This window comes from Trichodesmium erythraeum IMS101 (assembly GCF_000014265.1).
GTDB lineage: Bacteria > Cyanobacteriota > Cyanobacteriia > Cyanobacteriales > Microcoleaceae > Trichodesmium > Trichodesmium erythraeum.
Window position 1 is genome coordinate 5,573,828 of the sequence record NC_008312.1, and the last position, 16,019, is coordinate 5,589,846.

General features: G+C 32.9%; 5 protein-coding genes and 2 pseudogenes. 4 read left to right on the forward strand and 3 right to left on the reverse strand.

All coding sequences use genetic code 11. The features are described 5' to 3' along the window. Positions 1 to 843: 843 nt before the first annotated feature. The 3 genes and pseudogenes from cax to TERY_RS28550 all read right to left on the reverse strand — a co-directional run. Positions 844 to 1,962, reverse strand: coding sequence for a calcium/proton exchanger (cax, locus tag TERY_RS17435; protein WP_011613028.1), 1,119 nt, complete (start codon positions 1,960 to 1,962; stop codon positions 844 to 846). Between the two features lie 4,029 nt (positions 1,963 to 5,991). Continuing rightward, entirely contained in the window at positions 5,992 to 8,487 is a 2,496-nt protein-coding gene (locus TERY_RS17440; protein WP_011613029.1) for an HAD-IC family P-type ATPase, read from the reverse strand. 1,614 nt (positions 8,488 to 10,101) lie between these two features. After that, positions 10,102 to 10,233, reverse strand: a pseudogene (locus TERY_RS28550) (helix-turn-helix domain-containing protein); the annotation flags it as partial. 445 nt (positions 10,234 to 10,678) lie between these two features. Here TERY_RS28550 and TERY_RS17445 point away from each other — a divergent pair. The 4 genes and pseudogenes from TERY_RS17445 (at position 10,679) to ltrA (ending at position 15,756) form a co-directional block, all read left to right on the forward strand. Then, positions 10,679 to 10,864 (forward strand): hypothetical protein, encoded by a 186-nt coding sequence (locus TERY_RS17445; protein WP_044136897.1) that lies wholly within the window; start codon positions 10,679 to 10,681, stop codon positions 10,862 to 10,864. A 1,296-nt stretch (positions 10,865 to 12,160) separates the two neighbouring features. Then, positions 12,161 to 12,292 carry a hypothetical protein gene (locus TERY_RS37325; RefSeq protein ID WP_370495746.1) on the forward strand — a complete coding sequence of 44 codons (132 nt, stop codon included), beginning with the start codon at positions 12,161 to 12,163 and terminating at the stop codon, positions 12,290 to 12,292. 210 nt (positions 12,293 to 12,502) lie between these two features. After that, positions 12,503 to 13,276: a glycoside hydrolase family protein gene (locus TERY_RS35310; RefSeq protein WP_011613030.1), complete on the forward strand. Its 774-nt coding sequence runs from the start codon at positions 12,503 to 12,505 to the stop codon at positions 13,274 to 13,276. A gap of 572 nt (positions 13,277 to 13,848) precedes the next feature. Beyond that, positions 13,849 to 15,756: pseudogene (ltrA, locus tag TERY_RS31065) on the forward strand (group II intron reverse transcriptase/maturase). The last annotated feature ends 263 nt before the right edge of the window (positions 15,757 to 16,019 follow it).

Genomic DNA, 16,019 nt, shown 5'->3' on the forward strand with positions numbered 1-16,019 from the left:
ATTCTCAACAAAGATCTACAAAATATCTAGTGTCTAGTTGCAAAAGTTAATTTATTTACACAAATGTTAATAGTCATATTTTTCTGGATATATAAGAAAACAATTGAGGACTTCACAGATTCATAACTTGTTAGAGTCGATGGGGCGTATAATTAACCACCCGCACCTCTTATTCAAAAGCTATCGTGGGACTTTAACTCAATAGGCTACATAGATGATCTTAACCTTCATTGGCACAATTATAGACCTGTTAATTCCTTAATTCTGGTTTATAATTATTAAATTTTTAATCTAGTCTTAGACTTAAATTCTACAGAATCTACTAATGATTACTAATGATAAAGTTCTTCTGAAAATCGACAAATATTATTAGGACATAATACTCTAAAAATTATCTAGGAAAGATATGACTGCTCCTTTGTAGAATTGAATATTTACCACCATATCTTTTGTAGGATTGAATATTTAACACCATATTCTTCTAACTTCAATGAAATAGAAAATTATTGTTTTCTCATTAAAAACCGAGTGAGTAGGGACACCCTGATGCAATGTCCATAGGAAAGAACAATAGAATATTTACTAAAGTGATAAAACTTTATACTTCACCCGCCTCAGAAAATTCTGTAAGTGAATTAGCATTAACGGTACTTTGACATTTTTATAGTACGAAAATGACTTCAAAGGGTTGAGGGAAAAAAGAAATATGCAGCTATTGTTAAACATGGCTCAAACAAAATACAAAAATGGAAACAAGTAGATGAGAATATCAAACAATTGCTATGTAATGGTTTGATACTATTTTGTACTTATGTGTTGCTAAAGTATAATTAATTATAAAGTCTAACTCAATCCTTTAATTACAGGGTGAAAATAAAAGGCCAGTCCTAAAATAGTATAAGCTGCTAATAATAAAACCCCTTCTAACCAGTCAGAACGACCATCAGAACTGACAGAATTAGCAATTAATACTGCTACTACTACTGCTACTAATTCAAAAGGATTAAAATTCAAATCCATTGGTTGACCTAGCAATGAACCAGTCAGAATTAATACAGGTGCCACAAATAACGCAATTTGTAAACTAGAGCCAACTGCTACACTTACAGATAAATCCATTTTATTTTTCATGGCAACAGTTACTGCTGTAGCGTGTTCGGCAGCATTACCAATAATTGGTACTACAATTACACCAGTAAATAAAGCAGTTAATCCTAATGCAGAAGTAGCTTCTTCTAAAGAATCAACCAATAATTCTGATTCAAATGCTACTGTTAAAGTTGCTATTAATAACACTAAAATCCACAGTAACAAATTAGGTTTATGTTCGGCATTTTCTTCTGATTCACTATCAGAATCTAAATCCTGTGATTCACTTCCTACTATACCAACTTCATATAAGTAAGAGTGAGTTTTCATGGAAAATAGTAAGGTAAGTATATAAACAGTAATTAATACTATTCCTACTGCGACAGACAAATTTTGCATTGTATTACTACTAATACCATTGGAAGTAGCATTCACTGCTGTTGGTACTAGAATAGCAATTACAGCTAAATTCATTGCTGAAGCATTTAAGCGAGCTACTACTGACTGAAATTTTTGTTCTTTGAAACGGAGTCCACCTAAAAACATTGAGAGGCCCATTACTAACAATAAGTTACCAATTATAGAACCGGTAATGCTTGCTTTAACTACCCTTACTAAACCAGCATTTAAAGCAATAATACCGATAATTAATTCTGTAGCATTACCAAATGTAGCATTTAATAAACCACCTAAGTTAGGACCTAGAACGACTGCAATTTCTTCCGTTGCTGTACCCATCCAACCTGCCAAAGGAATAATTGCTATAGCAGATGTAATAAAAATTACTGATGAACCCAATTCCATAGCATTAGCAGCTATTGAAATAGGAACAAATACTAATAAAATTGAAATTATTGTTTGTGCGTTTAGCATAAGTGTAAATTGGGGGTTTGGTAAATCATAGTTACGCCAAAATTAACAGACATAATTGATAAGTTTTCAGGTCATTTGCCTATCTGCAATTTATTCCCGAATTATATTCTCAATTAGAGGTTGCCACAAGTCTTGATTTTTGTCTATATCATTAGAGAAGGCAAAACAAATTAATATATCGAATCAATGAACGTTATTGAGAAATTATGCAAAAATATTCTCAAAGGAAGATAACTCAAGAATTTAGCCTGATTTTAGATGTTTCGGATCTGAGAAAAAGTGGTAATTTGACTATAGGAGTAGGTAGGCACTACAGTGGATGCCAGTCTAAACTACTCCTCTTGAGAGTAGGGCTGTTTTATTTGAGGTTTAAAATCAATAAAAGAAATAGTTTGACTTTGTATTAAAATTTTTACTAGTCAACTATTTTTTTATAAAATTATGTATATAAATATTTTAATTAAAAATATTCAAAAAACAATTATTTACGCAAATATTAAGGGTAAAATATATTAATTATGGTTAATATTAGTAATTACTATTTGTTGCATTTTTTGTTGATATACATAATATAGTGTTATCGGATATTTTGCCTTAGCTAATCAATTAATGGTTATATAAGTTTTTAATATTTATCCTGAAAGAGTACCATCATATTCAACAATAATAAGATAAATAAAAAGGAAATTTTTCTTGAGTTACTTTAGAACTTTGATGAATCGGCAAGACAATTATCTACGGGTGATTTATTTTTGCAAAAGTGGGTGGATTTTGATGGCAAAATTTGACGAAACACTATTAATAATTTTAACAAAATTTAACAAAAGTTTGTTTCAATAATTTCATTATTTAATCAAGATAGTAGGATTGTTTTGTACTTAAAATTATTGGCAAATAAAAAGTGTTTATAAATTTATCAATATTAAGGCATTTATAAGTAATTTTTTACTAAATAATAGTTTTTCTGTGATAGATTCTTTACATTTCTAGAAAAAGACTACTGAATTAATTGCAAAAAAAATAATGATTATTTAATTGCTGTAAAAAAAATAAACTTACTTTATATTAATAGATAGAATAGGTAAGTAATAATTTAAATTAAATTGACGTTTTCCATAAAAAAATAATAGTCATTTTCTAAAAATAGGAATAATAATTTCAGTTTTTATACCTGCACATTATATGGTTAATGGTTGGAAAAATGTTCAACATTTTATTCAAGTATAAAGAGGTTAATTGAGAGGTAAAAAATATTATGAATAAACTGTTTTTGATATAAGTAGTACGACAAAAAGGGTGAGTTTTTTTTATTTTACAATTAGAAAAATTGAAAAATATAAAATAAATTGTATTGGGTCAAAGATGTAATTTTTAAGTAGCCTCCATCTTCGATTTATGAACATTAAGCAGAAATAAATATATCTATTTTAAAAAACTATTGCTATTAATTTTAATAAGATTAATTGTTTTTTTAGTAACTGAAGCCCAAAGACGGCTTAATAGCAAATGTTTCAAAGTTTTGGTTTGATTGAAATGAAACAGCCATGCCCCTCTTTAGACCAGGACCTTTTCATTTTCAGCGATCGCCAAAAAAATCAAAGCACTATTTTTTTATTTTATCAAAAAAGATGGCTTAACTTTTATTTTAAATACATCATGATTAATACTACATTTGAGAGGTTGAAAAAATTCAAGTAATTCCAGAAAAATTAGGGTAAAAGACATAAAATTTGGGTAGTCTTAAGCATTATAGTCTTAAGTCTTTTAACCGGAAATTGTAGTTATAAATAAATAGAAATGTTTAGTTATAACAATCATGAGTAACTAATAAATATATTAAGTATACCCTCAAAAAAATTACCTCCATGTAGTACTCTTAGGAGAGTTATGATAGGAGTAAAAGAATCAGAGATACAATTTTTTTATGAAATAATATCAGCTAATTATTCATAGTATCAAGAGGATTGGATTGCAGTTGATGGTAAAAGCTTAAAAAATACTTTTATCAATTATGAACAAAACGGACAAAATATGTTAGTAATACTATCAGGGCTTAGTCTGGAAACAAAACTAATTGGGGTTTCAAAAACATTTGAGAATAAAAAAAGTTAATAAATTAAGCAAGTGCAAAAGCTGATAAGAGATAGCGGTTTATAGAATAAGACATTTACTTTGTATGCACTTCATTGCAATAAACAAACAACTCAGATAGTAATTGAAAGTAAAAATGATTATTTAACTACAGTAAAAGCTAACCAAATCAATTTATTTAATCGCTTAAAATACTTAGCAAAAGTAGAGGACTCTATCAGTAGATATCAAGAAATATAAAAAATTCATGGGCGCCAAATAAAGAAAAAATTTAGGATCTTTAAAGCCGAAAATATTAAACATAAAAATTATCTTCATATTCAAAGCTTTATAAAGGCAAAAAGAACAGGAATAATAGAAAAGCAAAAGTCTGAAGAAACTTTTTATTATTTTAGTAGTAAAGTATTACTCTCAAAAAAAAAAAGAAAACATTTAGGATATTTAAAGCCGAAAATATTAAACATAAAAATTATCTTCATATTCAAAGCTTTATAAAGACAGAAATAACAGGACTAACAGAAAAGCAAAAGTCTGAAGAAACTTTTTATTATTTTAGTAGTAAAGTATTACTCTCAAAAAAAAAGAAAACATTTAGGATATTTAAAGCCGAAAATATTAAACATAAAAATTATCTTCATATTCAAAGCTTTATAAAGACAGAAATAACAGGACTAACAGAAAAGCAAAAGTCTGAAGAAACTTTTTATTATTTTAGTAGTAAAGTATTACTCTCAAAAAAAAAGAAAACATTTAGGATATTTAAAGCCGAAAATATTAAACATAAAAATTATCTTCATATTCAAAGCTTTATAAAGGTAGAGAGAACAGGACTAACAGAAAATAAAAAGTCTGAATAAACTTTTTATTATTTTAGTAGTAAAGTGTTACTCTCAAAAAAAAAGAACACATTTAAGATATTTAAAGCCGAAAATATTAAACATAAAAATTATCTTCATATTCAAAGCTTTATAAAGGTAGAGAGAACAGGACTAACAGAAAATAAAAAGTCTGAATAAACTTTTTATTATTTTAGTAGTAAAGTGTTACTCTCAAAAAAAAAAGAACACATTTAGGATATTTAAAGCCGAAAATATTAAATATAAAAATTATCTTCATATTCAAAGCTTTATAAAGGCAGAAATAACAGGAATAACAGAAAATAAAAAGTCTGAATAAACTTTGTATTATTTTAGTAGTAAAGTATTAATCTCAAAAAAAATTGCTTCAAAAATCAGAGGACATTGGTTAATAGAAAATCAATTACATTGGGTAAAAGATGTGATTTTTAATGAAGATAAATCAAAGATAAGATAACTACAAGTAGCTCGAAATCTTTCACTTTTGTACACAATAATTATGAATGTTTACCGAAGTTTTGGTTTTGACTCAATAAAACAAGGAATATATTGGTCAGGAAATAATTGGAAAAAAAAATTAGCATTCTCTACTTAAATAGACAATAAAAATATATTTTTAGTAAAAAAAATTATATAAAAAATGATAATAAAACGATAATATATTCTTTAAAAAGCATTAGATTAAGTTTTTAATATCAAAAAATAGAGAAAGTTATTGTCTGAAAAAATCAGAATCAATTAAATTATAATCGAGCAATATTAGGAAGGAAAAACATGACTTTTCTTCAAAAATTGACTACTAATTTTGGAGAATGAAAAAGCCCTGCTCTTTAGAGTGGGTTAGGCTCGCTGTGAAAAACTATTATCAGGCCTATAGCTAGGTTGTTTCCCGGTGTCTAACAGCCGGGAAGGATGTCAAGGCCGTTTTGAAGTTCTAGAAGTACAAAGTTTTACTAGTTTATGGAACAGAGATTAATATTAAACTGCAACTCACTATACTTAAAAGTATTGTCAACCGAGTCTTTAAAATCCCTGCATTACTATTGCTGAGGGTTCTTGCTAATAGCTAAATCCTTACAAATTAACTAAGATCGACACCTAAAAATTTATCTAGAAGTTTGGTTCGCCATACATAGCGTAGTAATAAACACCAAACTAAAGCTACCCAAATAATCACAAGATAATCATGAGTACTTAGTAAAGATAGTTCAAAAAATTGACGTAGAGGGGGAACGGCTAAAATGACTATATAAACTCCTAGTAAAGCTAAGGCAACAAAAGTATACCGCCAGTCACCACTGTAAGTTTCTCCACCTACCCAAGCTTTTGTTGGAGGCTTCAAAAAAGGTACTAACAATAGACCACATAAAATCATAATTGTAACTAGGGCACTACGAGGAACAGAAAGAAACTCATTAACTTGGTCAAGGTCGATAACTAACTCATTTCCTGAAAATGGTATTGCTAAATAGGTTAGATAAACTAGTAAGGCTACAAGAGTAAGACTAAAAGTAGCAGGTAAAGTAAAATGTAGTAAGGAGCGTATCATACTACGTCGAGGTAAGATTCCTGGTTTAGCCCATATTGGAATACAAAAAGTAGGAAATCCTACTGATATTAGAGTTACAACTGCACTATGTTTATTTAATAGTGGGAAAGTACCACCGATAAATCCACCAATAAATCCTGTAGAAAAAATTAATATACTTACGCAGAATACCCTAATCATAAATAATTTCAATACATCTTGTATACTATTACGAATACGTTGTCCTTCCAAAAAAGTATGGGGCAAAGAGGCGAAAGAATTATTCAACAGGACAATATCTGCCACGCTACGAGTCGCCTTACTACCTCCTTCCATAGCGATCGCTAAATTAGCTTCTTTCAAAGATAGAACATCATTAACCCCATCTCCGATCATAGCTACATAATGACCTTGTTTCTTAAAACTATGGATCAGTTTAGCTTTTTGCTTAGGAGTGACAGAGCCAAAAATTGTCTTAGATTTTGCTGCTTGAATAAACTGATCTTCGTCTAGTTTAGCTAATTCAGAACCAGAAATAACTTGGATATTAGAACTAAGTCCTGCTTGCAAGGCCAAAGTAGCTACAGTCTGAGGATTATCTCCAGAAATCACTTTGATTTTTATTCCTACTTTTGAAAAACCTTCTATAGTCTCACGAGCTTCCGGCCTAAGTTCATCTTGAAAGCTAATAATTCCCAAGGGAAAAAGTTCTGTAGGTAATTGTAGTTTTTCTAAATCCTGGTCTAAGCTACTGATGTTGGGGTTATAGGCAAATAAAAGTACCCGGAATCCCTTTTGTGCTAATTTTTGAATTTGCTGAGTAAATTTCCTACTAAGAGGTGTAACTTCAGCTAATATTTCTGGAGCACCTAGAATGTATGTCCCAGATGGTGAATTTTGCTCTTCAGTGGCAAAGCTCATACCACTCCATTTACGAGCTGAAGCAAAAGGAATTTCAAAGGTTAGAGAACGTTTAGGTCTTGGAAAGACCCTTTCTAGAGCTTCAATAGTTTTATTTTTAGAAGTGGTACTGGCTGCATATTCACCTAATATATTTTCCAACTTGATTTCATCAATTCCTATGGGATAAATTGCTTGTAAACTAATATGGTTAGTGGTTAACGTTCCAGTTTTGTCCAAACATAAAATATCTACATTACTTAATGATTCAACAGCATTAGCTTGCTGAATTAGGACTTCCTGTCCCACCATTTTGACTGCACCCAAAGCATAAGCAAGAGTGATGGCTAAATAAAGTCCACTTGGTACTAAGCCAGCAATTACAGCAGCATATTGAACAGTGTCAACAAATTTATAAAATCCAAAGTACCAGTTAATGGAAACTAGTATCCAGAGAAAGCATGATAAGAGTAAAAAGACTCTGATGACTAGGTTAATTTCCTGTTGGAGAGGGGTATAAATTTGGCGAAATGCTCTGGCACTAACTGTTAGTTGATAGGCAAAACTTTCGGTTCCTACTTTTTGGGCTTCATAATGAGCAGTGCCACTGACACAGAAACTACCAGAATAAACTGGCTGGCCTGCTTGTTTAGGAACTAGATCTGATTCTCCTGTTAGGAGTGATTCGTCTACTTCTATTTGCCCTTTTCCTACTACTTGTCCATCTACTACTATTTGATCTCCAGAATGGACTACTAATATATCTCCTACGACGATCTCACTGGGATCTATGTTTTGTTGTTTAGTTTCTCTTATAACTGTAGCTAATGGTCTAGCTAATAAGGCAATTTGATCTAATTTTTGTTTCGCCCATATTTCTTGGCAAACACTGACTATGACACCACCTAAAATAACGATGATTACCAGGAAAGCATCACCATAACGAGAAAGAGAAATTAAAACTAGGCTAATGCTAAGGAAAACGGTATTAATAAAGGTAAATAAGTTTTCTTTTAATATCTGGCGGTAGGAGCGACTTGTGTCTAGTTTGATATTATTTCCTCGACCGACAGCACGAAGATTTATGACTTGGTCTTTTGTGAGACCGTGAATAATTGAGGTATTGTGAATATTTTGGCGATCATTCATGGCATTTGGACTTAAGATCAAAAAGTTTGTTTAATACCAATTATGAAAAATATTGCTACATTATTTTTTTTTGTCTTCAAAAAACTTAATTGTAGGCATTGTTTGATGATGAAAAGTAATATTACTAATTTATAGAGAAGTTATAAGTAAGGTTAAGTTTGATAAATAACCTTTGGCTTTTTTGATTATGATCAACTTTAGTGATATAGAAATTTTAAATGATTCGATTTAGATTTGCTATATTTTGATAGTATTAGATTATGTCTAATTTGATTCTGGGGGTAACAAGCAAGTTATAAAGTAGATATAATAATAATTTGAGATAATAAATTGAATAATAATTTCATAAAATAAAAGAAAGCTTATTAAGAATGGGGTCGTGGCGATCACCAATTTACTAAGTGCTAAAGTGCTACTACCTGATTTGATTACTTTTTCATTTAAGCTAATGGGTAAAATAGTTAAAAATATAATCAAATAAAAGATAATTTGTAAACTTTACCAAAGTCTTGATTACTTAGTTTTTAGCAATTACTTCTTTCCCGCTAGAAGATTAACAATTATATAGTATAAATATTACAAAAGCCAATTAGAGCAGCAAAACAATAAAACCTTTATCCGATATAATGGTTCAATGATCGCGATCTTAGACACTGAATTACGGCAAAAACTATAATACAAACCTCAAAAAGAATATTTATCAGAACAATTATTGGTAGTTATTTATACTTTAATCTAGCCATGCTAAAAGTACGCAAATATGCCGAATTATATTTTGCATTTGTTCAGGTGTCTGAAGTTGATTAAATTGAAAAAAATTTTCTAATTTATCTTAAAATTGTTGAATATTTATATCCCAGGAAAGGTGATGCAACAGTTTAAGTCTTAAAATATGAATAATATATTCAACTCAATTAAAATTAGGAAAATATGTTGGAGTATGAATAAAATCTACAACAATTTTATCTGAATATTTGAGCATTAATGAGATGAAATTTTAATTGAGATTTCATTTTATTTTTATCTGTCGAGTCCAGATCTAAAATAATAGTCAATTTATCAAATCATTCTGTTAAAAAATCTTGATCTCATTGTAAAAAGTAATCCGAAACTTCCTCTGCTTTAGATTTTTCTTTTAATTTTAAAGACTCTTGAGCTGTAAAGGCATCAACTGAAATCATTCCATTCAGTTTATTTCTACATCCCTTCTCATTACTGGCTACTTCAGGACCTGTCTTTTTTTTTGCCTATCCGTAAAAAATGCTTGGGCGCTCATAAACAGCAAATTCATCAAAAAATACTATTTTTTCTTTCTTTATTTTAGATACCAATTTTTTGAGACTTAAAATAAATATCTTTTACTGTTATTGGCTGGTATTAGGATAATTTCTATGGGCTTTTTGAGCTGATAAATTTAATTCATTGAAAATTTCATATATTCTTGTTGTTTTCAGTTTTACTCCCCATCTTAATTCAATAACATTACTAATAATTTTACCAGCTCCATTTGTTTCTATCTACCACATAATCTCTGGGTAATTCTTCCAGTATCATTATTTTTAATTCCTATTTCTGTTTTATATTTAATCTTGATGATACTTGGTGAGTGATTAGTTATATTAAATTCTTTAACCCTCCTTCTAAAAATTTATCTATCCAAGTAGATAAAGTTTGGTAATGACAATCTAATAAATCTGATACTTCTGCTCTATTTTTTCCTTCATACAAGTATTTAATTGCCAATAATCTTTTCCTTAAATATTCTTTTTGACACTTGTAGTAAAATTATGACCACAATTCTAAATATAATTGGCGATCGCCTAACCTAAAAGTTCTATTCCCTAAAGATTTAATCATGATTCATTCCTTATTATTTATCACGTAATATATATTATTACATAATAGGTAATTTTCTAGCGGGAAGAGAGTAATGCAATCAGATGAATATAAAATAGAAATTAGGGCGTTCCTGAAGCGCGGGCATGATTTTGAAAAAGATCGATCACCAATATAAGTCATACCAATTTTATTAGCCTACATTACTTAATCTTGGTAAGATTATATAATTTCATTATTGAGTATGATGTGTAGCTATACTCAAGTAAATTGACATTAAAATTATTCGGATATAATGTAATTATATTGAATTAAATAATACTGTAAACAGATGTTTTTACTGAGGATATAAACTGTGGACGAAAAAAATCTAATTCCTCAAAGCGGCCTTGATTTAATTAAGGAATTTGAGGGGTATGGGAAAGAACTTCCTGATGGCCGAGCACAAGCGTATGCCGATCCCATTTATGGGTGGGAAGTTGCTACAATTGGCTATGGAACTACCAAGTATCCCAATGGTGTGCGACTCGTTGGCCATTAAACCTTGAACTAGGATATAAATGGCTGTTCCAAGTCAACACATGAGGATAATCTCGACTTGTGAATAACTCTTATGACCTTGTAGGTGAGATTCCTACTGCCTTGTTGTTGGGTTGACAGCGTAGGCCACAGGGTAGAGACTGAACATCAATCCCTGAAGCTGGTCTAAACGAGGTCAAAGCTTTAACTACCAAATAAGTGAGACTTCTAGCAAAGACTGACAAGTAGACGAACAGAAAGGTAATAAAACTCTCGTCAGATATGACCATTCCAAAGGTAGTTATGGAATGTAGGACGAATGTCAGAGGGTCTATGGATAACAATATGCCATTGTTGTTATCAAACAACTGTAAAGAACCCTCCGGGAGATTTTACCCTACTAAATCAGTCGTAACAAAGGCATAAGGGAACGAGGAAACCTCTTTAAGACACCTAAGTATATAGGTCGATAACTTAGGAAGCCATTCAAGGTAAATCTACGCAAAAAAATCGTAGGTCTTAGGGAGAGTAGGATTGGGTAAAAAGTATAATTAGCAGACGTACCCACTGTTAAACGTGATGTAAGGTAACAATTAGTGATGAATAAGGCTAAAACACTAAAAAGACATAATGGTAATTCTAAACCATTTTTAAGTGTGGCATGGGATACAGACGATACACCTTTACAATTCTCTGTATGTCTCAATCTTAAGTGGCAAGACATAGAATGCAAGGGTGTTCTCAAGAATGTATTTAAGTTGCAAAAGTTAATTTACAGAACATCCAGCTGTGGCGAAATCCCCAATATGCCTGAATACTAAAAACTTCTGACTTCTAGTTATTACCCTAGGTTACTAGCTGTTTGGTGCGTGATACAGGACAAACAAGATCAAAAAACTGCTGGAGTGGATGGGATGAAAAATTTACTTTCACTACAGGGGAACTTCACTGTAAGGTTTACTTATTTAAAATTACACATACATAGCAATATTGTAGCGGTATGAGTAATGAGTGAAAACTATGTGAAGAAATAGCTTGATCTTCCTTGCGATGTTGTTGCCTGAATAGCGAAGATAATTTACAGACTGCGGTTTGCGGTATATGGGTAAAACACCGAAGCTAGCTCCAAAGCTTATACAATTCCACAGGTAAGTTTGGATAAGTTTAGTAGAACTGTAAAAACCGAAGTTAAAAAACTACTTAAAAGTTAGAAAAATAGTTACGCATTTTGTGGGTTAACTTTAAGACCAATTGACCTAATAGAGGTAGAGAATATAATGCCTGGGTCTAAAAGTGGTGACAACAAATGTAAGAATAAATGATTGTTGCACAAAATTGCCACGATACTAAAACTGTCTTAGATTACAATAGTTGTCTAAAACTGAAGTTACAGGAATTACCTGATAATTATTTATGGATGGATGACGCTAAGACAGGGATGTACCCTTGAATTAGGGCGTTTAGGAGAGAAGCCGTGTGAGGTGAAAGTCTCACGCACGGTTTTGAAGACGAGTCTGGTAAGGTAACTTACTGGGCTTAGTTTAACAGTAAAGTTCAAAGAAACGATATTATTACTTCTGTTGAAGCACAGAAGTATTTAGCCTGGGAAGTTGAAGAAATTTGTAAACCTGCCTTAGAAAGAATACCTACTTGGTCTCAGATGAATCAAAATCAAAAGGGAGCACTTTATAGTTTTGCCTACAACTTGGGTGCAAATTTTTATGGTGGAGCGAATTTCCAGTCTATTACAAGGGTTTGTGATACTGTTTCTAGGTGGAAAGATCAAGGTTGGATAACAGAGCAATTTGAAAAATATCGAAACCCTGGTTCTGCTGCTGAAGAGGGTTTGCGGAGACGCAGACATGCTGAAGCTAAACTATTTTGTAAGCCTGCAGAAAATATTGAGTTTCATCAAAATAAAATGGAGGAAACAATGGAAATTACTACTGTAAGTTTTACCAATTCAACTTGGTTAAAATCCAAACCTATACAATCTTCAGAATTGTCGAACAATCAGAAGATATTTGTCAGACAGGAAGACAAAATCAAGGTAAAGGGAGTATTTCCAGATGCTAAACAACATACTTTACTTACATTAGAAAAGTCAAAATTAGCAGCTGATGGAAAGACCTCTCTTGAAAAAGTTTATGCTTATACACCTCACCTAAAATTAGAGCAACCACAAAATGAGCGGGTGAAAAAGCTAGATGTGCCTTATTTCTCTCAATTAGATAATTCAACTTTGCTTTTTGGTGCAGGAAGTCGCCAGTGTAATTTAACTTCTTGTTCTATGTTCTTAGCGGCTTTAAAGCCACAGTTAGTAAAAGAATCAAAAATTGATAATTACGAAGAATTTGAAAGTTTTTATGGGGAAAAATTAGTAAAATATGGTGATACCACTAACCATGATGCAGTGCGACTCGTTGGCCACTAAACTAGGAAACTAGGTATACATGGCCGTTCCAAGTCACCACATGAGGACAACCTCGACTTGTGAATAACTCTTATTACCTTGGTGGTGAAATTCCATCCGCCTTGTTGTTGGGTTGACAGCATAGACCACAGGGTAGCGACTGAACATCAATCCCTGAAGCTGGTCTAAAAGCGGGAAAATACCAGTTACCGAGGAACGATACCGCAAGCAAAGGCTGACAAGTGGACGAACAGGAAGGTAATAAAACTCCCGTGAGGTCGAACCATTCCAAAGGTAGCTATGGGATGTAGGACGAAAGTCAGGGGGTCAACGAACATAAGTATTGCTTTGCTTATGTTAACAATCATATAGCACCCTCCGGGGGAGTTTACCCCACTTAAGTTGGCCGTAATAAAGGAATAAGGGAACGAGGAAACCTCTTTAAGACACCTAAGTATATAGGTCGAAAACTTAGGAAGCCATTCAAGGTCAATCTGCACAAAGTTGCAGGTCTTGGGGAGAGTAGGATTGGGTAAGAAGCTCATTGAGCAGACGTACCCACTGTTAGACGTAATGTGGAGTAATAATTAGCAATGAATAAAGCTAAAACCCTAAAAAGATGTTTGGGAAACCCTAAACCATTTTTAAGCGTGGCGTGGGATACAAACGATATACCAAACCCATGTAGTGTTAATCCTAATTTCAAATGGAAAGACATCAATTGGAAGAAGGTAGAAAAGTATGTATTTAAGTTGCAAAAATTAATCTACAGAGCATCCAGCCGTGGCGAAATCCGCAAGGTGCGTAAATACCAAAAACTTCTGACCAAAAGTTATTACGCTAGGTTGCTAGCTGTTAGGCGCATAACTCAGGACAATCAGGGTAAGAAAACTGCGGGTATAGATGGTATAAAAAATTTACCCTCTATGCAGAGATTTAACCTGGTAGACTTATTAAAGAGACATCGCTTCAAAGCAAGCCCAACCCGTAGAGTCTGGATACCAAAACCAGGAAAGGATGAAAAGCGACCGCTCGGAATCTCTACAATGTACGACCGTGCATTACAAGCCCTGGTAAAGCTAGGTAGGTCACCAGAATGGGAAGCACACTTTGAACCTAACAGCTATGGCTTGAGACCAGGACGGTCAACACATGATGCTATTGCAGCAATCTATGTCAGCATCAACAAAAAACCAAAATACGTTCTAGATGCTGACATATCCAAATGTTTTGACCGAATTAACCATGATGCGTTGTTGAGAAAAATAGGACGAACACCCTACAGACGCCTAATTAAACAATGGCTCAAATCCGGGGTATTCGATAACAAACAATTCTCAGACACTCTGGAAGGTACACCACAGGGAGGGGTGATATCAACCTTACTAGTAAACATCGCCTTACACGGGATGGAAAAATGTCTAGAAAAATACGCCGAAACTCTACCGGGTAAAAAGCGTGACAATAAACAGGCATTATCCTTAATACGCTATGCTGACGACTTCGTTATCCTACACGAAGACATCAAAGTAGTAATGCAGGCAAAAACCGTAATACAGGAATGGTTAAACCAGGTAGGATTAGAGCTAAAGCCAGAAAAAACCAAGATTGCTCACACCCTGGAAGAATACGAAGGAAATAAACCCGAATTTGACTTTCTGGGGTTCAACATCAGGCAATATGAAGTTAAGTCAACCAATCAAGGATTCAAAACAATAATCAAACCATCATCCAAGAGTGTCAAAACTCATTATCGGAAACTGGCGGATAGATGTGACAAGAACAAAACCGCCCCCGCAAAAGCTTTAATAGCTAAACTCAATCCGATAATAAGGGGATGGGCCAATTACTTCTCCGCCATAGTTAGTAAGAGTACATTCAATAAGTTGGATATGCTTTTGTGGAAAAGGCTAGGTCGATGGGCAAGTAGGAGGCACTCGAACAAGTCGGCCAAGTGGGTTAAAGAAAAGTATTTCCCTCGCTACAAAGAAACCAGGAACTGGATACTTAATGATGGCGAATATATACTCAACCAACACCTTGACGTGCCTATAATAAGACACGTCAAAGTGAAAGGTAATAAATCCCCATTAGACGGTAACTGGACTTATTGGAGTAGTAGAATTGGCAAACATCCAGGCGTAAGGAAAGAAGTCACAACGCTGCTAAAACGGCAGAAAAATAAATGCGCATTTTGTGGGCTAACCTTCAGGTCAAACGACCAAATGGGAAGTAGACCATATAAAACCAAGATCTGAAGGTGGTGACAACACATATAAAAACAAACAACTGTTGCACCGACATTGTCACGACAGTAAAACTGCATCAGACAAAGAGACATATCCTGAATTCAGGCCAAGGGAAGTTCCCGAAGGATATCAATGGGTTGATGATATGTTGATTCTGAAGCAGGATGTACCTATGAAAAAGGACGTCTAAGAGAGGAGCCGTGTGAGGTGAAAGTCTCACGCACGGTTCTGAAGACGAGTCGGGTAGGGTAACTTACCTGGCTTAGTTTAACCAGACTAAAGCATTAAGAGATTTCGGAGTAGAAACTTATTTTTCTGTGCGACTCGTTGGCTAATAAACTAGGAAACTAGATATAAATGGCCATCCCTAGTCAATATATGAGGATAACCTCGACTTGTGGATAACTCTTATGTCCTTAGTGGTGAAATTCCACCGCCTTGTTGCTGGGTAGAAAGCATAGGTCACGGAGTAGAGACTGAACATCAATCTCCGAAGCTGGTCTAAATGCGGACAA